General features: G+C 37.8%; 24 protein-coding genes. 16 read left to right on the forward strand and 8 right to left on the reverse strand.

Translation table 11 applies throughout. The features are described 5' to 3' along the window. The first annotated feature begins 34 nt into the window (after positions 1-34). From ACY3XC_RS05500 to ACY3XC_RS05515, 4 genes are all read left to right on the forward strand, one after another. Positions 35-817 carry an enoyl-CoA hydratase/isomerase family protein gene (locus ACY3XC_RS05500; RefSeq protein ID WP_464867632.1) on the forward strand — a complete coding sequence of 261 codons (783 nt, stop codon included), beginning with the start codon at positions 35-37 and terminating at the stop codon, positions 815-817. A gap of 22 nt (positions 818-839) precedes the next feature. Further along, positions 840-1616 carry an enoyl-CoA hydratase/isomerase family protein gene (locus ACY3XC_RS05505; RefSeq protein WP_464867633.1) on the forward strand — a complete coding sequence of 259 codons (777 nt, stop codon included), beginning with the start codon at positions 840-842 and terminating at the stop codon, positions 1614-1616. Positions 1617-1646: 30 nt separating this feature from the next. Then, positions 1647-2492, forward strand: coding sequence for a 3-hydroxybutyryl-CoA dehydrogenase (locus ACY3XC_RS05510; RefSeq protein ID WP_464867634.1), 846 nt, complete (start codon positions 1647-1649; stop codon positions 2490-2492). A gap of 136 nt (positions 2493-2628) precedes the next feature. Beyond that, complete coding sequence (locus ACY3XC_RS05515) at positions 2629-3033, forward strand: PaaI family thioesterase (RefSeq protein ID WP_464867635.1); 405 nt, start codon at positions 2629-2631, stop codon at positions 3031-3033. A 121-nt stretch (positions 3034-3154) separates the two neighbouring features. Here the strand turns inward: ACY3XC_RS05515 and ilvB are convergent, their stop codons facing one another. Then, complete coding sequence (gene ilvB / locus ACY3XC_RS05520) at positions 3155-4813, reverse strand: biosynthetic-type acetolactate synthase large subunit (RefSeq protein ID WP_464867636.1); 1659 nt, start codon at positions 4811-4813, stop codon at positions 3155-3157. Between the two features lie 468 nt (positions 4814-5281). Here ilvB and ACY3XC_RS05525 point away from each other — a divergent pair, with 468 nt between their 5' ends. From ACY3XC_RS05525 to ACY3XC_RS05550, 6 genes are all read left to right on the forward strand, one after another. After that, entirely contained in the window at positions 5282-5596 is a 315-nt protein-coding gene (locus ACY3XC_RS05525; RefSeq protein ID WP_464867637.1) for a hypothetical protein, read from the forward strand. 322 nt (positions 5597-5918) lie between these two features. Next, complete coding sequence (locus tag ACY3XC_RS05530; RefSeq protein ID WP_179161296.1) at positions 5919-6422, forward strand: DinB family protein; 504 nt, start codon at positions 5919-5921, stop codon at positions 6420-6422. A 221-nt stretch (positions 6423-6643) separates the two neighbouring features. Then, positions 6644-7024, forward strand: a complete 381-nt coding sequence (locus ACY3XC_RS05535) for a hypothetical protein (protein ID WP_464868036.1) — start codon at positions 6644-6646, stop codon at positions 7022-7024. Next, entirely contained in the window at positions 7014-7484 is a 471-nt protein-coding gene (locus ACY3XC_RS05540) for an aminodeoxychorismate lyase (RefSeq protein WP_464867638.1), read from the forward strand. The genes ACY3XC_RS05535 and ACY3XC_RS05540 overlap by 11 nt, the downstream gene beginning before the upstream one ends. A 125-nt stretch (positions 7485-7609) precedes the next feature. After that, positions 7610-9148 (forward strand): DUF4145 domain-containing protein, encoded by a 1539-nt coding sequence (locus ACY3XC_RS05545; RefSeq protein ID WP_464867639.1) that lies wholly within the window; start codon positions 7610-7612, stop codon positions 9146-9148. Between the two features lie 161 nt (positions 9149-9309). Beyond that, positions 9310-10656, forward strand: a complete 1347-nt coding sequence (locus tag ACY3XC_RS05550) for a multi antimicrobial extrusion protein MatE (RefSeq protein ID WP_464867640.1) — start codon at positions 9310-9312, stop codon at positions 10654-10656. 59 nt (positions 10657-10715) lie between these two features. Here the strand turns inward: ACY3XC_RS05550 and ACY3XC_RS05555 are convergent, their stop codons facing one another. Beyond that, positions 10716-11531, reverse strand: coding sequence for a S1C family serine protease (locus ACY3XC_RS05555; RefSeq protein ID WP_464867641.1), 816 nt, complete (start codon positions 11529-11531; stop codon positions 10716-10718). 124 nt (positions 11532-11655) lie between these two features. On the opposite strand from ACY3XC_RS05555, the gene ACY3XC_RS05560 reads away from it, so the two are divergent. After that, entirely contained in the window at positions 11656-12573 is a 918-nt protein-coding gene (locus ACY3XC_RS05560; RefSeq protein ID WP_464867642.1) for a ketopantoate reductase family protein, read from the forward strand. A 102-nt stretch (positions 12574-12675) separates the two neighbouring features. On the opposite strand, the gene ACY3XC_RS05565 is transcribed toward ACY3XC_RS05560, so the two are convergent. Both ACY3XC_RS05565 and ACY3XC_RS05570 read right to left on the reverse strand, forming a co-directional pair. Then, positions 12676-14013, reverse strand: a complete 1338-nt coding sequence (locus ACY3XC_RS05565; RefSeq protein ID WP_464867643.1) for an NAD(P)/FAD-dependent oxidoreductase — start codon at positions 14011-14013, stop codon at positions 12676-12678. Between the two features lie 71 nt (positions 14014-14084). Continuing rightward, positions 14085-14480, reverse strand: coding sequence for a hypothetical protein (locus tag ACY3XC_RS05570; RefSeq protein WP_464867644.1), 396 nt, complete (start codon positions 14478-14480; stop codon positions 14085-14087). 223 nt (positions 14481-14703) lie between these two features. On the opposite strand from ACY3XC_RS05570, the gene desA reads away from it, so the two are divergent. Together desA and ACY3XC_RS05580 are read left to right on the forward strand one after the other, a co-directional pair. After that, a complete protein-coding gene (gene desA, locus ACY3XC_RS05575) occupies positions 14704-15738 on the forward strand; it encodes a Delta(5) desaturase DesA (protein ID WP_464867645.1) in 1035 nt (344 codons plus the stop codon). Between the two features lie 84 nt (positions 15739-15822). Next, entirely contained in the window at positions 15823-16326 is a 504-nt protein-coding gene (locus ACY3XC_RS05580; RefSeq protein ID WP_464867646.1) for a response regulator, read from the forward strand. 104 nt (positions 16327-16430) lie between these two features. Here ACY3XC_RS05580 and ACY3XC_RS05585 read toward each other — a convergent pair whose 3' ends face one another. Continuing rightward, entirely contained in the window at positions 16431-16799 is a 369-nt protein-coding gene (locus tag ACY3XC_RS05585) for an SET domain-containing protein (protein ID WP_464867647.1), read from the reverse strand. A 98-nt stretch (positions 16800-16897) separates the two neighbouring features. Between ACY3XC_RS05585 and ACY3XC_RS05590 the strand changes: the two genes are divergently transcribed. Then, positions 16898-17752, forward strand: a complete 855-nt coding sequence (locus ACY3XC_RS05590; RefSeq protein WP_464867648.1) for a dimethylarginine dimethylaminohydrolase family protein — start codon at positions 16898-16900, stop codon at positions 17750-17752. A 51-nt stretch (positions 17753-17803) separates the two neighbouring features. Here ACY3XC_RS05590 and ACY3XC_RS05595 read toward each other — a convergent pair whose 3' ends face one another. From ACY3XC_RS05595 to ACY3XC_RS05605, 3 genes are all read right to left on the reverse strand, one after another. After that, positions 17804-17998 carry an alpha/beta-type small acid-soluble spore protein gene (locus ACY3XC_RS05595; protein WP_095246793.1) on the reverse strand — a complete coding sequence of 65 codons (195 nt, stop codon included), beginning with the start codon at positions 17996-17998 and terminating at the stop codon, positions 17804-17806. A 73-nt stretch (positions 17999-18071) separates the two neighbouring features. Then, positions 18072-19199 (reverse strand): CAP domain-containing protein, encoded by a 1128-nt coding sequence (locus ACY3XC_RS05600; RefSeq protein ID WP_464867649.1) that lies wholly within the window; start codon positions 19197-19199, stop codon positions 18072-18074. Positions 19200-19447: 248 nt separating this feature from the next. After that, on the reverse strand, positions 19448-21055 hold the full coding sequence (locus tag ACY3XC_RS05605) for a ribonuclease J (protein WP_464868037.1): 1608 nt from the start codon (positions 21053-21055) through the stop codon (positions 19448-19450). Between the two features lie 242 nt (positions 21056-21297). Here ACY3XC_RS05605 and ACY3XC_RS05610 point away from each other — a divergent pair, with 242 nt between their 5' ends. Both ACY3XC_RS05610 and ACY3XC_RS05615 read left to right on the forward strand, forming a co-directional pair. Beyond that, a complete protein-coding gene (locus ACY3XC_RS05610) occupies positions 21298-22491 on the forward strand; it encodes a MalY/PatB family protein (RefSeq protein WP_464867650.1) in 1194 nt (397 codons plus the stop codon). A gap of 226 nt (positions 22492-22717) precedes the next feature. Next, complete coding sequence (locus ACY3XC_RS05615) at positions 22718-23500, forward strand: NAD-dependent protein deacylase (RefSeq protein WP_464867651.1); 783 nt, start codon at positions 22718-22720, stop codon at positions 23498-23500. Positions 23501-23749: the final 249 nt, after the last annotated feature.

Below are 23749 nucleotides of genomic sequence, written 5' to 3' on the forward strand. Positions count from 1 at the left end.
GTTCATTTTTTAATAGAATATAGGAGGTAAAGCTTTGTTAAAGACACTCTTTGTAAAATTATATGTTGAAAATAAAACGGCTGTTATTTCGATTGAAAATCCGCCAGTGAATGCACTTAGTGCACAGATTATGGAGGAGCTTGCTCAGACTTTGGAAATGGTTAGGGAGAATTCTGATGTTCAAACCGTAATTTTAACCGGTGGCGGTAACAAAGCGTTCGTGGCCGGAGCTGATATCAAGCAGTTTATTGAGATGACTCCTGAAGTAGGATATGAACTTGTGAAATCAGGACATCAAATCTTTAATATGATTGAAAATTTTGAAGTGCCGGTGATAGCTGCGATTGAGGGGTTCACTCTTGGAGCTGGCTGTGAATTAGCGATGGCATGTGATATTCGGGTTGCAGGTGACAAAGCGGTATTTGGACAGCCGGAGGTGAATTTAGGAATTATTCCAGGATATGGAGGGACTCAGCGCTTACCAAGATTAGTAGGAGCAGGAAAGGCGAAAGAGCTTATTTTTACCGGAGATAACATCGACGCAAGTGAAGCATACCGAATTGGTTTGGTTGATATTCTCGTTCCAGCAGGCGAAGCACTAAGTCAAGCACATACTCTTTCAGCGAAGATTCAAAAGAAGGGACCACTGGCTATTAAAGCTGCCAAAAAGGCGATTACAAAGGGTCTAGATTTACCGATGGATGAGGCTTTAGAACTTGAGGCTGTCCAATTTAAAAGCCTTTGTTCCACCGAAGATCAAAAGGAAGGTGCGCGAGCTTTCTTAGCGAAGGAGAAGCCACAATTTCATGGAAAATAAATATTATTGAGGAGAAATAACAATGGCTCAACCTATAATCGTAAAAATTGAGAATGGAATTGGTTCTATTTTTCTCAATCGACCTCAAAAGTTAAATTCTTTATCTGTTGATTTGGTAGAGGATCTAACAGAAGCACTACTAAGTTTAGATAAAAATCCCGAGGTGAAGGTAATAGTCCTATCAGGTGAAGGAAAATCCTATTGTGCTGGGGGTGATTTAGAAACGATGCAGCAGTTTACAAAGCAAAGCGAAATTGCTGCTTATTTAGAAAATGCGATAAATGTAACCCGTGTGATTTTAAATATGGAGAAATATGTGATTTCTGCTGTTCATGGATATGCGGCAGGAGCAGGATTTAGCATAGCACTCGCTTCAGATTTTATCGTTGCGGACTCCTCTGCGAGGTTTGGTTTAAGCTTTGTGAATATTGGAGTGATTCCAGATTTAGGTTTAATTAAGCTATTATCCGAACGTGTGCCTACTGCCATTGCCAAGGAATGGATTATTTCCGGGAAGATTTTAGGTGTTGAAGAGGCAAAGACGTGGGGGATTGTTAATAAAGTAGTTGAAGGTGATTTACTTCAGGGAGCAAGTGAATTTGCCCAGGTAATCTTGAAGGGACCGCCATTAAGTAATCGATATGTGAAGAAAATGTTGAACCATTCGGTACAGCTCCCTTGGGAGGCATTTTTAGAACAAGAAACCATGGTTCAAGCCCACTTGATTGCAAGTGATGATATGCAAGAAGGTGTGAATGCATTTTTAGAAAAACGGATACCTGAATTTAAATGGGTATAATTTTTTGGAAAAACTTTTGGAGGTTATAACATGTCTATTAAAACCATCGGTGTAATTGGGGCCGGAAGCATGGGATCTGGTATCGTTCAGGTAGCAGCTTGCGCAGGTTTCCAAGTTATTTTAACGGATATTCAAGAGGATTTTTTAACTAGAGGAATGGGAGTTATCAGAAAGAGCTTAGAGAAGCTTTCCTCAAAGGAGAAGCTGGATGAATCTGTAGAAACCATATTAAATCGGTTTACTGCAACTACTAGATTAGAAGATTTGAATGATGCAGATCTAGTTTTTGAGGTTATTATCGAGAATATGGAGAAAAAGAAAGAGTTGTATAAAAATATTGATCAAATTTGCAAACCTGAAACAATCTTTTGCTCCAATACATCAGGATTAAGTATTACGGAGATGGCATCTGCAACTAAACGGGCAGAACGGGTCATCGGGACTCACTTTTTTAACCCAGTACCGCTTATGGAACTAGTCGAAATTATCCGTGGCAATGATACTTCGGATGAAACCTATATGATCGCCAAAGATTTGTGTGAAAGCTTTGGGAAAAAATCAATAACAGTGAATGAAGCTCCATTGTTTGCAGTAAATCGTATCTTAGCGCCAATGATAAACGAAGCGATTTTCGTCCTTCAAGAAGGAGTAGCAACCAAGGAAGACATCGACCTTGGTATGAAATTAGGAGCAAATCACCCAATCGGACCACTAGCACTCGCCGACATGATCGGGCTCGACGTCATGCTCATGGTGTTAGACACACTCTATCAAGAAACAGCCGACTCCAAATACCGCCCAGCCACCTTACTACGTAAACTAGTTCGGGCAGGACACTACGGCAGAAAAACCAGCCGCGGATTCTACGATTATTAAAAATTCGCTTGTTTTTTTGGGTGCCTGTCACCGCTCGTGGACAAATCACCTGATTTGTACGCCTGTGGTGCACAGTTAAAGGAAGGTCGAATTCTATCTTTGTGAATTCGACCTGTTTTTTTATTATATATTTGGGGTGAGGAAGCTGGAAACACAGTATATAAAAAATCCATTTGATCATTTGCTCAAATGTAAATACGAAAAAATTAGTGATAGCAACTTAAAGGTAATCTTGCCTGTTCAGCCATTACTATTAAATACAGTTGGGTATGTACAGGGTGGAATTATTAGTTTATTGGCAGACTTAGCAATGGGTAATACATGTAATATCTTTGAAGAAGATGATATCAATCTCCAATCCGTAGTAACAGTCGATCTAAAAACAACATATCTAAAAGGAGCAAAAGGAGACTACCTCACTGCAGATGCACACATGATAAAAAAGGGAAGAACCCTTAATCACCTCGACTGTTATATCTTCAACGACAATAATGAACTAGTCGCCAAAGCGACTGGCATATTTGCTAACTTAAAATCCTAATAATTTGGTGCCTGTCACCCACCGTGGACACTGTCCACCTCAGGCGGACAGTTGGATTGTACATTCATGATTACCATAGAAAAACGCCAAACCTTTTATACATAAGGGTTGGCGTTTTTTATTAGCGAGATAGGATGGTTTGATGGTTGTTTTGATTTGGAGGTACCATCGGATAGACGTTTTCTTCTTCTATTATATTAAACTCCATGAGAACAGGTCCGGTACGCTGAAAGCCCTTCGCAATAATCTCCCGAGCTTCTTCCTCAGTCATGGCTTTAAAACCTTCTACACCATAGGCTTGGGCGAGTTGGGCAAATTCAGGAGAAATCATTTTGACTGCTGAATATCGTCCCTGATAAAACAGTTCCTGCCATTGACGAACCATGCCTAGGTAGCCATTATTTAGAATCGCAATTTTAATTGGAAGTTGGTATTTCACTATCGTAATCAATTCCTGCAGGTTCATTTGAAAGCTGCCATCACCAGAGACACAAATTACGGTTTTTCCAGGATTAGCTGCAGCTGCTCCAATGGCTGCCGGCAGTCCGTAGCCCATCGTTCCTAAACCGCCAGATGTAATAAGTGTTCTTGGCTGAGTAAATGCATAATGATGAGCCGTCCATATTTGATGCTGACCGACATCCGTAACTACTACGGTATCCTGATTGGAATCGTCACTTAAGAGTCGGATTACTGTCTGGGGTTTAAGCAGACTGTTTGATTTATCAAATCGAGGGACTGTGCGTTTCCATTCAACCACTTCGTTTGTCCAGATTTCAACATTTCTGTTAATTTGTTGATAATCTAAAGGATGTTTTATATTTAATATGAACTCTTTGGCGTCACTGACAATTGGTAGATCTACAGTTATAATCTTATTGATTTCAGCCGGGTCTATATCGACATGAATCTTCTTAGACTTTGGTGAAAAACCGCTAATTCTCCCCGTCACACGGTCACTGAAACGAACTCCAATACAAATTAAAAGGTCGGCATGGTGCACGGCTTTATTGGCAGCGAATGTTCCATGCATCCCTAACATTCCCAAATATAATGGGTTTCCTGCTTGCATTGATCCTATTCCCAACAGGGAACTTACAACAGGGATTCGAGACCGCTCTACAAACTCCCTTAATTCATGGGCTGCTCCCGAAGCAATAACACCGCCACCGATAAAGAGAACAGGTTTTCTGGCACTTTCAATTAAATCTTTTGCGGCTTTAATTGATTTATCTAAGTTGATCTGGTTGACTTTTGTTGGACTATGACGCTGGGTTGGAAGATCCTTTACATCAGTATCTGTGGTGAGTTCAATTAAAACAGGACCTGGTCTGCCATCAGCTGCTATCGTTAGTGCTTTCATCAGAACTTCGTTAAAACCATTTACGTTAATTTTAAAAGAGTGCTTTGTGATTGCCATTGTAAGCCCTGAAATATTTATTTCCTGAAGCGCTTCTTTATTTAGCGAGTCTTGCTTAATTTGACCTACTATTATGACAACCGGTACAGAGTCACTAAAGGCGGTTGCGATCCCCGTAATTCCATTGGTTACTCCAAAAGCAGATGTCAGCAGGGCCACTCCGGGTCTACCTGTTGCTCGTGCGTAGCCATCAGCAGCATGAACGGCAGCCTGCTCATGCATCATCTGATAATATCGGACATTGGAGTCTTTCGAGACCATAAATTCTTGGCCATCACTGCCAAAGAAACAGTCCACCCCAAGTGAGCTGAAAGAGTTTAATAATACTTCTACATCTGAAAATTCTTTTACTAATGACATTCCTTCACCTGATTTCTATTTTTAAAGAATATTCTAATTTATTGAGAATGACTTGTATGTGAAGTAAATCATTGTTTCAAGGTTTTTTGAGTATTTTTAAGTTTTCAAATGAAATGAAATAAGTAAAAGGAGTAGGATTTATATGGAGGGGTGTTTGTGAATATGAATTAATCTTAATTTAAACACTGAATTGTTACAGTTTTGTGAATTGTTAATTATGTTATATCCGTCTTAATCTTATCATGCTATACTTCTGTTATTATTCAGTAATCTTCAAATACTCCTCTTAATATCTTCATTCTGATTTCCTGCAAATTTAAGTAAATTGATAGCTCAATTCCTACCTTGTTTTGTTCTCTTAAAACCTTTCTTGATCAACCTAATATTTAGGAGGTGATCACCAAAAAAACGTATAGCTGCTCTGTTGAAGATTTCTATTTAAAAATCTAAATTTTTAGGAGGGTAATAATGGGACTTGATATGCATTTATATTCTTTTCCAAGGATTGAAGGTATGAATTTGGCTGAAATTCGTTCAGCTGATATCCATCTAAGTGAGCTAGAAGTAGAAAAGGGCGCCATCTACGAGAAGATAAAGGATTACATTAAGCACTTTGAGGAATTAGACTTTTCCTGGCGGTGTATAAGAGCTGAGATTGCTACATGGCGAAAAGCAAATCAAATTCATCATTGGTTTGTAGAAACTGTCCAAATGGAAAAGATGATATGTGTTCCTATGAAGTGTCAAAGGAAAACCTGCAGGATTTATATACTTCATGCGTAAACGTTTTATTGAAAAGAAAAACACCACATAATGAATTACCCACAAGGACAGGTCCATTTTTCGGAAGTACCTCTTATGATGAGTACTATTACTGGGAAGTAGACCGGACCAAAGCCATTCTTGAAAATCTCCTCAAAAACTTCAATTTTGAAACCCACTATATGGTGTACTGTGCCGATTGGTAAAATCCTTAAATTAAATAATTTCATAAGATGTAATGTCAATACAAAACCCTATCTTTTACGGTGAATTTTGTTTTATTAGCAGAAATGGTATATTATTCTATTGTATTAAAAAAACAAATCGCAATGGAGGAAATGGCATGTATACTTCAATCTCACATTTTATCGATGAATGGAATCAAGAAGCAGCTTCAACTCAAAAGGTGTTAGATGCCTTGACAGATGAGTCGCTTCAACAAAAAGTTTCAGCAGACGACCGCACATTAGGTGCAATCGCTTGGCATATTGTTTCAAGTACACCAGGAATGCTTATTGAGTTTGGTGTAACCGTTGAAGCGGTAAAAGACGAAAACAATATTCCAACCTCGGCTAGGGAAATTGCAGAGACATTCCGAAATGTTAGTGCTAACACGGGTGAGGCAATTGGAAAGCAATGGACAGATCAATCGTTAAGCGAAATGAAAAACGTATTTGGAATGGAACTGCCAAGAGCCGTAATGCTTAATATGCTCATCAAGCATATCGTTCACCATCGCGGTCAAATGACGGTCCTTATGCGTCAAGCAGGTTTACAGGTTCCTGGAATTTATGGTCCTTCAAGAGAAGAATGGAGCCTCATGGGAATGGAAGCACCATCTATCTAAGAATTACATAGTCCTTATTCAATAAGTGCCCAGTTTGTGGGTGCTTTTTTTTGTCCCATCTTCTACAAAAAAATAAAACAAATGAATTCCTTATTCTCCTCTTTTTGACAATTGACTCAGACTTTTGATGTATTTTGTAGAATAAAATCGAAATTTATTTATTTTGGATGTATAATAGATTCTTGTGTTGTTCTATTAAAAAACAAGGAGGTAATATTTTGATGGAATGGACTTTATTTGGATTATTTCTGCTTTCTGCAATATTGCTGGGTTTTTCATTAGTTAAGTCATATCGTGACTCCAAGGTAGAGAAAAAGCAAATTGATTTAGTACATGTATCCATAATGAAAGAAATCAATAGCATTCAAGACTCAATCCGAGATATCGAGCTAGACATAGAAGTGGTCATAAAAGAATCTGGAATTCAACTTTCTGCAGATGAAAAGCTTTTTATGCGTGAAGTAATAGACTTATATAGACGTAATTACTCGATAGAAAGCATCGCTGAGAAAAAAGAAGTACCGGAAACTGAAATTGAACAGCTGCTATCACCTTATCTGAAAATAAAGGATGAAGGGGGACTAGTTGCCAATGCGAATTAACTTATTGAGCAGCTTTGCAGCAGGAATCCTTATTACTACAACGATTTGTGGTATTGTTTACTTCACTGATGATCAGACCACACAAAAAGTATCTGCTAAATCCTCAGAAAAAGTTCAACTAACTGCGTCACAGATGAAGGATAAACTTGAATCTGAAGGTTATGTCGTACAAACAAAGGAAGAACTTGAAAAGACGTTGCAGGCTGCGAAGAGTACTGAAACAAAACCAGCTGATACAAAAGAAAAGGCTGTAATCCAAGTCGTAGTTAATGTTGCAGATGGGATGACTAGTATCGATGTCGCTAACGCACTCTTTCAAGCAAAATTAATTCCAGACGCTTTCAAATTCACTCAGGATATTGAAGCCAGGGGGCTGCAGAACGCTTTACGACCAGGTTCATATACAGTCAATAGCGACATGTCCTACGACCAAATCATTGCGACCGTTTTTACAAATTAATATGTCAATAATTAAGCCGCTCTCTAGTTGAGACGGCTTTTCTTAATAGGTGAATCTGCTAGTATATTCCAAGTATGCTTCTATATGATAAAATTAATCTATTATATGTACGAAGGAGCCATCATATGGAACATCAATCCTATTTTTATCAATTTATTGAGCCTATTTCCAAAGAACTAGCTCTAGTTGCAAGAGAATTAGAAAATAGTATTTTTTCAAGCCCAAGAACCATGCTGACACATGCTCGTGTCTTTGTGGAAAATATTTTGCAGCAGGTTATTAATGTGGAACAATTGCCTATTGATCCTCGTGGTAATTTAAAAGATCACCTTGATATGCTGAGCGATAAAGGGTATCTAATGAAAGAAGTACAAGATGCATTGCATTTAATTAGGCAAAGTGGAAATCAAGCTGCCCATAATTCGAGAATGTTCCGTTTTTCCGAGGCGCTGTTATCATGGGAGGCATTATACAAAATCGTTAAATGGTATGTAGAGGTGTATGGTCCAGTAGATATTACAGTTCCAGATTATCAAGATCCATCTCCTCATATGGAAAATAGATATGATATGTCTGAGCTAGAAATTCGACTCAAGTCACTTGAAGAGCTTCTTTCTCATTCTGTTCAAAAACTCACCACTGAGCCTGCTCTTGCAGAAGCGGCGGTAAGTGTGGAAACGCCTCTCGCAATAAGTGAAGAGGTAAATCCAGGATTCACCCCTATTCGTACGCTATCGTTTAATGGCAGACAACTAGAGGTTCCATACTTTCTTCGGGATGCTTTCTTACTTCCGCAAAGATTTGAAAAATCCGAAACCTTCCTAATAAGACTAGGAGCAGAGCAACAAGCACGGATTATGAGTGAGCTGCCAAGTAATCTGGCTGGTCTTCACAAACATGTAAAACGCTACAGTGAAAAGAATGATGAAATACTCTTTGAGGAGTTAAAGACCTTTATTGAGGAAGAAAAAATCAGAAGGAAGCTTTCACTTGAACGATCGGGGGAACTGTTTTTCTTTTACAAGGCTGACCATATCGTGGTTACGGAGGAACTTTCAAAGGTTCTGCTTACACCAACAGAATTCACTGGGATTCCGAGCTTATTAAGACAATTAAACGATGATCAAATTGAAAGTGTCGGGCAGCTTCCAAAGGAACTTGTGATTCTTGCAAAATACGAAAATGTTGGTATTGGTACCGTTGAAAAGCTATTTGAGCAACTGAAGAAAAAAGTAAATGAAAAAACCTTAACACTAGAGGTGGAGGAGTCTGTTCGGACAAGCAATAAAAAGTGGGAATTCTTGTATATCAATGTTAAGCTTGGAAAAGGGAACACGGTTATTCGTGGTGAAAGTGTACCTGCACTATGGAAAGAAGGTTTAAACTGGATTGAAGATCACCATCTTCCTCTTCATCAACTAGTAGAAGAAGGTGTAGTCCTTGGGGCAACGGATAATGGTAAACGCTTTGCTGTAGCGCTTAAACCCATTCATAAAGATAATAGACCATTTACCCAAGTGCATACCTATCAATCTAAACGAACAGAGACTACCTATTACCTTGAAACCAAAATCAATCCTAAATCCGGACTAGAAACTCTCGCGAAACTCCTTACACGTTTAGGTGTAGAGGTGAAAATTCCATTACTCGAAAGTGACAATTGATTTTTTTAACACCGGCATCCGAAGAGTGATTGACGGTGTTTTTTTGTTTTTCTAAAAATTGAGTATACCCAAGTAACCAGAAGAGTTATAATAAATTGGAATAAATTTAGAGTATCGAAATAAATTTAGGAAGATATTCTAACTAAAAGGTGTTGGAGAAAATGAAAAAAACAGATGAAAACCTGAGTATGAAATCCTTGTTTATTTTCTTTATTCCTTTAGGATTGTCAGCCAGTCTTGTTACGATATCCCATATTATAATCAACAGTACATTAGTTAGAGCAGAAAATTCTGAATTTATTTTAGCTAGTTATGCAATTGCCATGAGTCTGTTTGTCATTACGGAACGGCTGGGAAATTTACTTCGTCAAACTTGTTCTTCATTGGTGAGAGATAAAGATTCGTATAAATTAATGTCTCATTTTGCTTTTTACCTCATCATTAGTTTAATGTTAGTGGCCATTTCAGTTGCCTATACTCCGGCAGGAGATTTTATATTTGCGAAAATCTTTGGAGCTAAAGCGAATATGGTGGACGATATTAAGGGGATTTATCAAGTACTCATATTTGTTACAATATTTTCTGCACTTCGTTGTTTAGCACAGGGAATTATTATTTATAACCGACAAACGAAATGGTTAACGATTGGAATGGTCATAAGACTTGCTGCGATGTATTTGTTGTCACTGTATTTTATTCAGAGTGGTCAAATTACAGGAAAATCAGGTGCGATTATCTTTTTATTAGGGATGATCATTGAATGTATCATCAGTTTCATTGAAGCTAGGAAGTTAATAGGTAAAATGCCTGAAAAACACGAACAACAAATAGAGTCGAAGAGAAGTATTTTTAAATTTTATAGTCCACTTATGTTTTCTTCCGTGATTGTCGTTATGATTGGTCCGGCAATTAATATTTCTTTAGGGAAAACAATTGATATTGAACTGGCAATCGCTAGTTACGCCATCGCCTTGAGTGTGACTCAATTAATTTTAAGTTTTTTCACCTATATCCATCAAATTGTCATCAATTTTTATGGAGACCATAACGCCATTGTAAAAAAATTTTTACTAGTGGTTGGTTTTATCCCTTTTTTATTGGTTGGGATATTATCCTTTACCCCGCTGGGAGGACTATTTTTAGAGCATGTGATTGGGGTGAACGGGAGACTATTGGATGCAAGTTTACAAGTGCTCCAGGTTACAATGTTAATGGCGCTTGTGTTTCCATTTGTAGATTTCTTTAACGGTTTACTGATGATATATAAGCAAACAAAAGTAACGATTTATTCTCAGTCTGCCAATTTTATCGTTACAGTGGTTGCGTTAATCATTGGCGTGAATTTTGCAGCTCAATGGAATGGAGCAATCGGCGCGATTGCAATTTCAGTTGGATTTTTAGCTGAATTAATGGTCGTAAGCAGCTTTGTCCACGCCATAGAACGAAAAGAAGGTAAATATAATAGGTTTCGAATAAAGATTTTTTCTAGAGCAGGAAGGAATCGGTAGTCTTTGACTTTATTAAATGTATCCCAAAATATATATGAACTACAATTAGCTGCTGGTCATTATTCTGATAACTGATCTACGATTTTCTTTATGTGGTATGAGGGAATGGCGACTCCAACAATTTCTTTTGTCTCTATTTCAGGATTTTGCAAGGTGGCAAAAATCACTCCAACGACTTCACCATTTTGATTAAGTATCGGACTTCCGCTATTCCCCTTATAAATAGGAGCTTCAATCATCATAACCGGTACATCCCAGTCGGTTAAGTGAGCTTTTCCTATGATTGTACCTTGATTGGCAATTTGGGTAAAGGCTAACGGATTTCCGATAAAGATGATTTCCTCGCCAACCCATCTTTCCCAATCCGTGTTGATAGCTAGTGGAAGAAAAGGGAGGTTTTCTGCGTCAATTTCTATAATAGCAACATCTATTTCGGGGTGTTTCGCGACTACCTTGCCACTATATGAATCTCCTGATTTGAAATGGACATTTACTCTATTTGTGCGGTCAACAACGTGTTCATTGGTAACAATTAATCCATCAGCTGTGACCGTAAAACCCGTTCCTTTTGTTCCATCCCATTCAATCGTCACAACGGATTTCTTATATTCTTTCACTTCAGGATGCTTTGATAATTGATTTGACACTTTAACAAAGTTGATAGCAGGGAGGTTAAATATATTAACCCACACCTCTAAGCCGCTTATCAAAAGCGCTAGCACGAGCAGGGAACTAACGATTTTTACCATAAACTTTTTCCGTTTCTTCTTTTGAAGTTTCTCTTTTTCCCATTCCTGCTTATCATCAGGATTAAAAAAGGTATCCCAGTCGATATCGTCTTCTGTATGTTTTGGGTCGTTCTTTTCGTTATCCACGGTTTATCCCTCATTACGAATTTTATATATTCCTATTATAGCGATAATAAATGAAAAACGAATCATTATTATCCACTACAATTTTCATGATAAAATGAATAAAAAAGCGGAGAGGACTTAAAAGATGGAAATAAAAAAAGTATCTATTATCGGATTAGGAGCATTAGGAATCTTATTTGGGAGCCATTTCGCCAAGAGAATGCCGAAGGAAGATGTAAGAATTATTGCCGACCGTAAGCGAATCGATAAATATAAAGAAGAACATGTATATTGTAATGGTGAACTTTGTGACTTCCACTATGTAACTCCCGAAGAACCCTGTGAACCAGCAGATTTACTGATCTTCACAGTAAAATATGAGGGCTTACATGATGCTATCCAAGCTGTCCAACACCATATAGGAAAGGACACGATCATTTTATCCGCCTTAAATGGCATTACTAGTGAAGGGATCATTGGTCAAGTATATGGTTTGGATAGGATCCTTTATAGTGTGGCCCAAGGAATGGATGCGGTAAAGGTAGGAAATAAACTTACATACGACCATTTAGGAATGCTTTGCTATGGTGATCAGAAGCCTGGAATGATATCTGAAAAGGTTAAGACTGTTGCGGCTTTTTTTGATAAAATTGATTTTCCATATGAAATTGACACCAATATGAATAAGCGGCTATGGGGAAAATTTATGCTGAATGTTGGAGTCAATCAAACCGTCGCTGTTTATAAAAGCAATTATGGTGAAGTTCAACGTGAAGGCGAAGCGAGGGAAACCATGATCGCTGCAATGAGAGAGGTAATTACCTTATCTGAATACGAGGGGATTAATCTTAGTGAGGCAGACCTGAATTATTGGTTAAGTGTGTTAGCTACTTTAAGCCCAGAGGGGAAACCTTCCATGGCGCAGGATTTGGAAGCGCGTCGTTATAGCGAGGTGGCTTTATTTGCGGGAGCAGTATTGGAGATGGGGCAAAAACATCGAGTACCAACCCCTATAAACAAAAAACTATATGACTCCATTAAATCCATTGAAAGTACTTATTGAAAAAGTAACCTCTTTGTTATTTAAAAAGAGTAATTCGTGTCCTGGCTATGTTTTTAAAAGCCGTTCTCTGAATATGGAGGACGGCTTTTTTGTCATTGGTATTTAAGATTTACGGGACCTTGAAAAAGCAAATATCAATACACTTTTAATGATACCTGGCTTCATTAAAGAAGTTATCGGTCGAACTAGATTCATTACTTTGACAAACGAGTTGTAAATTTCTTGATTCTGTAAGGATAAAAGAAAGATATTTTTTGCATACCATTGCTGTAAAGAAAGACCAAATGGCTTTTTACCTTTCGTCGCAGGATATCGGAAATCTTCTGTAATGACCATATTCCAAATAGGGGAAATGATTTTCGCAGCACTTTTGTGAAACGCCGCTGGAACTTTATGTAGTTCCCCTTCATGCTTCTGTAACAGTTTTTGCAGCGCAAGTGCTTCTAATATGGCAATACTCATTCCTTGACCAAAAACGGGATCTATTCTGCAAACCGTATCACCAATCTGCACTAATCCATTTGGTGAATTTTCTACCTTATCAAATCGTCTCCATTTGATATTCGGGATACGGTAGAGTGATGTTTTGGTTAAGGGAGTGGCATTTTCTATTTCTTGATAGATATCTAGTCTAGGCAGTTTTTTGACCATTTCTATAAAGCCGCTATCATCTCTTAATACTTTTTTATCATTTACTGAGTTATGGTAGCCCATAAGAGTAACAATATAACGATTTCCCTCTACCTTTGAAATGGTTCCACCTATTTTTTCTTGAGGCGGGTTAGGGTATACCATTTTAATCTTCCAGTCCCTGACTTGATTTTCAGATAGCCCAAATTGTTTACTCACATAGCTTAAGTTGATTTCAACTTTTTCCTCAGGAATACCGAACCCGTGTTTACCTAACCAGTTCGAAGAAAGACTTCTAACCCCACTGGCATCGACCACAAGATCAGCTATTATTGATTCATCTTTTAGTTGAACACCGATAATTTGATTTAGTTCTTCATTATATAAAAAATCCTCGACCACTTGATTGTAAGAAAAAACAACATTAGGAATTCTTTTTATATATTGTTCAATATGCCATTCTAAATGCGGCCGCGTCTGTAGTGTGGTGCTGTACCCGCCGTCATAGCGAACCTTCCAAGCACCATGGTGAAACCATGCGAGATCAATGGTTGAGTTGATTTTAACAGCCCCAGTACGATGGAAATCTTCGGTTATACCAGGTAATAACTCCTCTAGTCCATATTCACCAGCATGTAGAAGGGCATGTAAATGTTCGCCTTGTGGAGCACCTTTCCTTGGCGAAGGTCCTGCTTGCACTAGATCACGTTCCAAAATGACCACTACTTTATAAATATCCGACAGCACACGTGCGGCTAATTTTCCGGAAATACCCCCGCCAATAATGATTGCTTTGTTCTTTGAAGACACGAAATTTACCACCTGCCATAATAATTAATAAAAAGGACAATAGAAAAAGCAACCCTATGGGGTTACTTAAGTTAGGCGCCAAGTTTTTCTGAAATGTATAGAGAATTGGTTTCATCCCAGTGAAAAATACCTTCTTGGAGTTGTATGGTTGTATCAAAAGGACGAGGTATCGGTAAATCTCCCAGCTGCTCCATCAATTGTTCTCTTAATTGAAGGAGTTCATTTCTCGAAGCAATCCGAATAACTTGTTTTAGGGAGAGCTCCTTTAAGTTAATACTTTTACTGTTACAGATGCTATCCTGGAAAGGCTTGTTAAACTGGATCATCATTTGTAAATCATTAAGGCAGGCAACCCCAAAAACATCTTTTATGATGTCATCATATTTAAGCTGGTAGCCAGTTGCAAATTTAATAATACTCTTTTCGGGATTTTCTAAAATATAAATTGTATCAATTTGATTTTTCATTTATTAGCACCCTTTTGTTCTAAACAGTAGCCTCATTCCTTACACCACTGCGTTAGTTGATTAAAACATTGTTATTTTATTATAGCACAGATTTGAAATTTTGGGGCAATAGACAACCTTATGTGACATTTGTCATACTCTGCACATGACACCTGGTACTTACCGTAATGATTTTATTTCCCTATACTTGGTTTAACGACACAAACCGAAGGGAATTAAAAAAATGTCTGTACAACAAAATACGAAGAATTTACGAAAACAGGTTGCTCCATTTGAAAAATCAACAACAAAAGAAAGTATCTGGCAAATCATAAACACGGTTGGACCGTTTATTCTATTATGGTTTCTTGCATATCAAAGCTTAGCTGTTTCTTATTGGTTAGCATTAGTACCAATTGTGCTTGCAGCAGGATTCTTAGTACGAATTTTTATCATATTTCACGATTGTACCCATCATTCATTTTTTAAAAACAGAACTGCAAATCGAGCAGTTGGTACCGCAATGGGAGTTTTAACATTATTCCCATTTGATCAATGGGGACACGAACATTCCGTTCATCATGCAACGAGTGGTAACTTGGATAAGCGTGGTACAGGGGATATTTGGACACTAACTGTTGATGAATATTTGGCAGCACCGCTTAAATTACGTATAGCGTATCGTTTTTATCGTAATCCACTTGTTATGTTTGGGTTAGGACCAATTTATGTATTCATGCTTAAGAATCGTTTCAACAGAAAAGGTGCTCGTAAGAAAGAACGAATGAACACGTATTTAACAAATGTGATTCTTGTTGCTTTGATTGCCTTGCTTTCTTGGGCAATTGGCTGGCAGTCATTTCTACTTGTACAAGGTACTATTTTCATGATTTCTGGTTCAGCTGGTATTTGGTTATTTTATGTGCAGCATACTTTTGAGGATTCTTACTTTGAAGAAGATAAAGACTGGGAATATGTTAAGGCCGCGGTAGAAGGAAGTTCTTTTTATAAGCTTCCAAAACTTCTGCAATTTTTAACAGGTAATATTGGTTTCCACCATGTTCACCACTTAAGCCCAAGGGTTCCGAATTATAAACTAGAAGAGGCTCATAATGAGACGACTCCATTACAAAACGTACCAACGATTTCACTTGTAACAAGCTTAAAGTCACTTCGTTTCCGTTTATGGGATGAAAAGGCGAAGAACTTTGTAGCCTTCAAGGACGTTAAAGCTTTAGCTGAGAAACGTATTTCTGTTCAAGCAAAACCTGAACTTTAAGGTTACTCAACATGGCTGACTCTCCGGACGTAGAGGAGAGTCTCCTGCATGACTAGCAGCTGCTCGATGAGGGAGAGATAGATAATGATTCGAATTGTAATTGCAGAAGATCAGGAGCTGCTTTTAGAGGCCATGCGGAATCTGCTGAATCTTGAAGATGATATCGAAGTTGTTGGTAGTGCAGTCAATGGGGCAGAGGCAATGATGCTTGTGAACCAATTACAGCCGGATATTTGTATTATGGATATAGAAATGCCTGAAAAGAGTGGACTAGAGGCTGCAGAGTCTTTACAGGTCGATGGCTGTAAGGTGATTATTCTTACAACCTTTGCTAGACCAGGTTATTTTCAACGTGCATTGAAAGCGGATGTACGAGGCTATCTACTTAAAGACAATCCTAGCGAGGAGTTAGCTTTATCTATTCGGAGTATTATGGATGGGAAGCGAATTTATTCTAAAGAACTCATGGACGAGGATATCGGTGAAGCTGATCCACTCTCACAGAAATCCTCTCAAAGTATTAATAAAGGATCTGTCCGAAACTATTTATCATCTATTATGGATAAAATAAAGTTACCGACAGGCTGAAAAAGCATCCACATTGGATGCTTTTTTTGTTTTTTAAGTAGTAAATGGTATGATTTTTCTAGTAAGGAAGGCTGGTAAAAGAATGAATACGTACGAGTGGGAAATTAAAATACCTCAAACCACACTGGCTCATCATCCTCGGGATCTCCATTGTAATTGATTAGAATTTCATCACCTTTTTTAATATTGGTATAGGCATATATATCAATAGTCTGATTTTTTAAATTGAGTTTGTATAAAGCATTTGGGGTGAAGGAGTGATTAAATAGGGAACCATAACCTAACGCTAACGCACATTCTTCATATTCTTCGCCCCACCAGAACACGTATTCAATCATGATCGTTTTTTTCAAATACTTATACTCATCCTTAGGGGAAACAATCACAGGTGCTTCATGGATTAGTTCCCCCTTCTTTATATCACGGGTTGCAAAAATCCCTCTGCCATACTTTGATTTCTTTACTTCGAACATAGAGTCATCACCACCATTTTTTGAATAAATCAATTTAGTATTAATCTATGACAGAATGGGTAAATTTGTTTTAGTTAATCTTTTTGGGAGGTAACGAAATGACTGAAACACCAGAGATCAATCATAAGACTTACTGTGCAAATGAGTATGATGTGTTAAAGCGGGTGATTCTTTGTGCGCCACAATATATGACCATTCGTGAAGTCATCAATGAAACACAAAAGGAATTTGAGGATGAAGGTATACATATTAAAACTGCACTAGCACAACATCGTGAATTCGTAAGGACATTAGAAGAACATGGTGTCGAGGTTATTTTATTACCTTATCATAAAAAATACCCGGAGCAAGTGTTTACACGAGATATCGGATTTACGTTAGGGCAAACCATTTTTGTCGCGAAGATGGCACATGATGTTCGAATTGGTGAAGAAGTTGTATTAAAACGATGGTTAGAGGATGAGGAAATGTCTTATTATAGTTTGGCTGAGGACAGAATTGAAGGTGGCGATGTAGTCATTGATGGAAAAACCATTTACGTTGGCTTAAGTAATCGGACCCATCAAGAAGCAGTAGCACATTTGCAAGGTCTGCTAAATCAATTTGATGTAAAAGCCATCCCGTTCAAGGAAAAATATCTCCATTTGGATTGTGTTTTTAATGTGCTATCTCCTGAAGTGGCCCTGATTTATCCGCCAGCACTGACAAAGGAAGATATCGATCTTTTTTCATCCCGCTATGAATTAATTGAGGTAACAGAGGAAGAACAATTTACATTAGGAACCAATGTATTAAATATTGGTAACAAGAGAATTTTAAGTTTACCCGTTAATAAACAAGTTAATGAAAAACTGCGAGATCGAGGATTTGAAGTGATTGAAGTGGATATTACAGAAATTATTAAATCCGGTGGTTCCTTCCGTTGCTGCACACTTCCTATCTTGAGAGGGTAAGAAAAAGGCTGTCCGAGTATCTCGGACAGCCTTTTTATAGAAATCAATAGGTTATTGACCTTGTTGATTTCGTAATGATTGTTCAGCGTAGGCAACAAGACGTTTCGTCATTTCGCCTCCAACTGAACCGTTTGCTCGTGCGGTCGTATCAGCACCAAGTTGAACTCCAAACTCATTGGCGATTTCTTCCTTCATTTGATTCAGGACGTTCTCTGAACCAGGAACCACTAGTTTGTTTCTAGCCATGATACATCACTCCCGACGAAGTTTTTGAGCAATCTGGAATTGCTCGTGTTTATTTTACCCTACTTCATTTGTATTATTTAGCATAATAATTTTGCGTGTAATAAGGCTGTGATTTTTCATTAAAAGCGACACCAACGCCTAAGTACTCATAATCCTGGCGCAGAATATTTTCCCGATGTCCCAGCGAATTCATGAGTCCTTCATGGGCAAAAATACTGCTTAATTGACCATAAGCCAAATTTTCTCCAGCCGTATGAAAAGCAACTGCATCCTCTTTCATTCGATCAAAAGGTGTTTGTCCCTCAAGATTTTTATGATCAAAATAATCATTTTCTGCCATATCTGTACTATGTTCTCGAGCCGTTTCTCTAACATGTTCATCCCAAGTTAAAATAGGGAGCTGATGATTGACACGTGCAGCATTGGTAATATCAAACATTTGATATTCAAAGCCTTCTTTTAAGGTCGGAGTTGCTTCCGTATAAAAATCTTTTTTATTTTCTTCTAATGCTTTGCTAATGATTTGAATGGCTGTGACGGTATCTTGCTCATGTTTATCATAAAAAATGGTCACATAGGAATCATCCAATAAAAATAAATCATTGTCATTATCCTCTTGGAGCTGATAAATGACCATACCCTTTTGAATTTTCGTAATCGGTTCGCCAAGAATGCTGCGAACACTTTCTTTTGTCGAACTGCCGATTTTGATTCCATTGGTGGAAGCTAATAAATCCTGGTTCGTAAAAAGACCGGCAGCTTTGTTTTTTTCATCGTACATAATCATAAAAAAGTCTTGGTAATTTTCATGGTAGGCATGCCAATTTGTTCCGTATTCATTAAGTGAAACCCGTTTTGCTATGCCCAAATTATGCTCTATGTCAGTCTTTTCATTTCCAAGCTCGACATTATGAACAGAAAAGATTTGTACAGAAGGGGGTGTTAACTCAACTTTATCCAACGGATTTTCCTTGGATTTTTCTTGTTTCTGCTGCATTTCACCTAGCTGAAAGCCAAGCTGTTCTAACATCTGCTGGATATCATCATATAAAATGCTAATGGTTTCTGGTACTTCAAGATTTTCTTTTAATGACGACACGAAACCAGCTTGAATTTCGGAGTTATCCAGCTGTTTTGCTATAAAAGGCCAAGAAATATATATCAAAAATAAAATAGCAATTAATCTAAGAAAACGAAACATAATATTCCTCCAATTCTATTAGGAGTATAGCCAATTTCGCTTAACTGTAAAATAATTTCGTTCTGAAATCAAGATTAATTTTCGTTATTCTGATTATATCTGCGTTAAACAGAAAATATATGCGTTAATTAAATTATATCTGCGATAAACAGAATATATCTGCGTTAAATCAAATATATCTGCGATGCTCAAAAATTTAAATGTCAGGCACAAAACTTAGTGCCTGACATTTTATTAAAAAACGCTTATTAAATTTCAAGGATAATCGGGAGAATCATCGGCTTTCTCTTCGTATGCTTGAATAAATACTGACCGACCGACTTTTTAATATTTTGCTTCATGACATTCCACTGGCGAATATTGTCTGCTTCTAATTCAAGAATCACTTTCTTAACCAGGCGGTTAATTTCTCTTATCAGATCCTCTGATTCCTTTACATAGACAAATCCACGTGTAATCGTATCCGGACCCTGAATAATTTTCCGATCGGTTTTGCTAATGGTTAAGACAACAACGAGCATTCCATCCTCAGAGAGTTGTCTGCGGTCACGTAAGACAATTTCCCCAACATCGCCAACACTAATCCCATCTACATACGTGTCTCCAGCTGGAATACTTCGAGTCTGACGAGCAACTGAATTTTCAATATCAACCACATCACCATTTTTAATGATAAATGTATTCCCTTTTTCAACCCCAACCGCTTCGGCTAACTGCCGGTGATGATGGAGCATTCGATATTCACCATGGATTGGGATAAAATAGGTTGGCTTCATTAAAGTAAGCATGAGCTTTAAGTCTTCCTGGTAGCCATGACCCGAAACATGCATACCGGTTGAACTTCCAGAGCCATAAATGACCTTAGCTCCCAATTGAAATAAGTTGTCAATGATTCGAGAAACACCCTTTTCGTTACCAGGAATAGGCGAAGCTGCTAGAATAACGGTGTCCCCAGGGTAAATCGTTGCGTCCCGATAATTTCCTGTTGATAGTCGTGCAAGTGCGGCATTGGGTTCTCCTTGACTTCCTGTACATAAAATTACTACCTTATCAGGTGGGAATTGTTCGATTTCATTTGCAGAGATCAGCATTCCATCCGGAACATTTAAATACCCGCGTTCAAGTGCAACATCAACCACGTTTACCATACTTCGTCCAAGCAGGGCAAGCTTTCGATTCGTCTTTATTGCTGCCTCCACAACTTGTTGAACACGGTTAACGTTAGAGGCGAAGGTAGAGAGGATGATTTTTCCCTCTGCCTTCATAAATGCCTCCACTAAATGCTCAGCGACCATTTTCTCTGAAGGAGATAAACCTTTCCGTTCGGCATTGGTACTTTCGGATATTAAGGCGATCACACCTTGTTGGCCAATCTGAGCCATTTTATGAATGTCACTATATTGGTCATTTGAGGGTGTTAAATCGAATTTAAAGTCACCCGTATGAACGACATTACCTTCTGGTGTATGAAAAACAATCCCAAGACAATCAGGAATACTATGACTGACTTTGAAAAAGGAAACACCGATTTCTCCAAATTCAAGAGTGGATTCCGAATGGATCGTTACAAGCTCACTATCCCGAAGCAGGCGATGCTCTTCCAACTTTAATTCGATAAGTCCAAGTGTAAATCGAGTAGCATAAATCGGTACTTTTAATCTTTTTAAAAAGAAAGGTATTCCGCCGATATGATCTTCATGTCCATGAGTCACAATCATTGCGCGGATTTTATGTTGATTTTCCTCTAAATAAGTCATATCAGGGATAATTAAGTCAATTCCCATTAAACTCTCGTCTGGAAATTTACCCCCGCAATCAATCACCAAAATATCGTCACCGTATTCCAGTACATACATGTTCTTACCAATTTCATTTATTCCGCCTAAGGCAAAAATGGATAATGTATTCTGATTGGTTCTCAAATCTGAATCCTCCCAGTGTTAATTAGATACAAATAGTATTCCCTTTTAAAGTCGTTTATATCGAAAAAGAGCATTTTCGAGGAAGTCAGCAATAAATTGGAAATAAAAACATTTATGGTTTACCATTTGGATATGTACAAAATAAAATTAGGAAGAAAATGAAAGGGAGATACTAAGTGAAATATAACTTTGATGAGATTGTAAATCGGAGAGGGACCTACTCCATAAAATGGGATGGCGGTCAGATTATTAAAGAAATAGGTCTTACTGAAAGGTATGATGAAGACACAATCCCATTGTTTACAGCTGACATGGATTTACCCGTGCCCCAACCCTTGATAGACGCATTACATAAAACCGTGGATCATCGAATTTTTGGTTATTCTGTATTTCCTGATGAGTATTTTGAAGCCATACAGCACTGGTTTAAAAAGAGACATAATTGGGAGTTTCAAAAGGAAGAAATCGTTTATAGTCCAGGTACCGTTCATGCGTTAAATGTTGCAGTTCGGGCGTTTACACAGCCTGATGACGGCGTGATTATCCAACGACCTGTATATCCTCCTTTTACTTCTTCAATAAATGCCAATGGAAGAACGCTTTTGAATAATGCACTCATAGCGGATGAAGAAGGTTATTATTCCATAGATTTTGAAGATTTCGAAGCAAAGGTAAAAGATGAAAAGACGAAAATGTTTATTCTATGTAACCCACACAATCCAACAGGAAGAGTGTTTAATGAAGATGAACTTAGAAAACTTGCTGCTATCTGTGTGGAAAATAATGTATTGATTATAGCCGATGAAATTCATGGAGATATCATTCGACAGGGTCAAACCTTTACTCCAATCGCAAAAGTAGTTCCAGAGTATAAAGATCATATCATTACGTTCACAGCGATTAACAAAACCTTTAATTTGGCTGGACTTCATTGTACGAATGTCATTATCACCAACCCAGAATTGAGAAAAACCTATAATGGGGTAATGGGCATGCATTTACCTTCACCATTTACCGTTTCGGCGCTTCTCTCAGTTTACCATGACGGAGAAGATTGGTTAGAACAGCTGAAAGAATATATTGATGGCACAATGGAGTGGGCAGTAAATTTCTTAGCGGAAAAGATGCCAAAAGTGAAGGTGAGAATTCCAGAGGGAACCTACATCATGTGGATGGACTTTAGTGCATATGGGATTTCACCTGACGAAGTTCATGACCGGATCTATAACAAAGCAAATGTCTTATTGGAGGATGGGAAAATGTTCGGTGATGAAGGTTTGCAACATCAAAGAATTTGTATTCCTTCACCTAGACCGATGATAAAAGAAGCCTTCGAAAGAATCGCTAGAGAGTTTGAAGATTTAAAATAGGTAAATAAGTTTTACTGGCGGATGGCAGAAAACACTGGCGGATAGCCAGAAAGTACTGGCGGATAGCAGAAAATACTGGCGGATGGCAAGAAATACTGGCGGATGGCAGAAAATACTGGCGGATAGCCAATAATACTGTCGTATAGCAAAATGCTAGCAAGATGATAGCGCGTATTACACAAGTTGATATGCATTGAAAAGCACTAAGTTTCGGAGGAGTGTTGATATGAAGAGCAGCATGCTTCAAACCTGCACGAACCTCATAAAAAATGCCCAGAACATAGTCGTCCTAACGGGTGCAGGAATAAGTACCGAATCAGGTATCAAGGATTTTCGTTCACAAACAGGAATTTATCAGATGGCACCCGAATATATTCTTTCACTCGATAATTTTTATCAAAACCCAAAGGGATTTTATCAGTTTACTGTTGAGAATCTTTACCACCCAGAAGCACTCCCTAATAAAGGGCATGAGGTCCTAACACAATGGGAGAACGAAGGAAAAGTTAGCAGCATTATCACCCAAAATATTGATGGTCTCCATCAAAAAGCAGGTTCTAAACAGGTAATTGAATTTCACGGAACCATGAAAACAGCTTCCTGTCAAAATTGCCAACACGTCTATTCAACTGAAGAAATGAGCAACAGACTAAGCACCATGGACGACTTTTATATTTGCAATCATTGTAGTACTCCTACTAAAAAGGAAAGATATATCAAGCCCGATGTAGTCCTTTTTGGAGATTCAGGTAAATGGTTTTCTATTGATGGTTTCAATGAAATCATAAACATCATCAATCAAGCGGATTGTCTTTTGGTGTTAGGAACAAGTTTGAAGGTGACTCCATTCTCCACGTTCCCACAATACAGGAGAGAAGGTACTCCTTTGATCATTGTCAATAAAGGAGATTCACCCTATGACAGGGTTAAGGATTCCTATGTCATCCATGACTCCATCGGAGAAACATTAACTAAAATTAACAATAGTTTAAATCCACCAATTTCTTAAGTGGTGGATTTTTTGCGTTCAAATATCGTTTTACAAATAATAGCTGGCATTGCAATAAATGGATACATCAAAGCAAATTTTGAATTGAAAAAAGCATAATATTTAAGCGCCCCCAAGAATAAAAATGGGGGCTTTTGATTATTTGTTTAAATTTTCTAAATAGGTTGACAATTAGGTGGAGCAAAAATAAAATTAAAGAGAATGAATACTAAGATTATTTCGCAATAAAACAGAAACGGTGTTTGTTAT

The organism is Bacillus sp. CZDM1 (genome assembly GCF_055502545.1).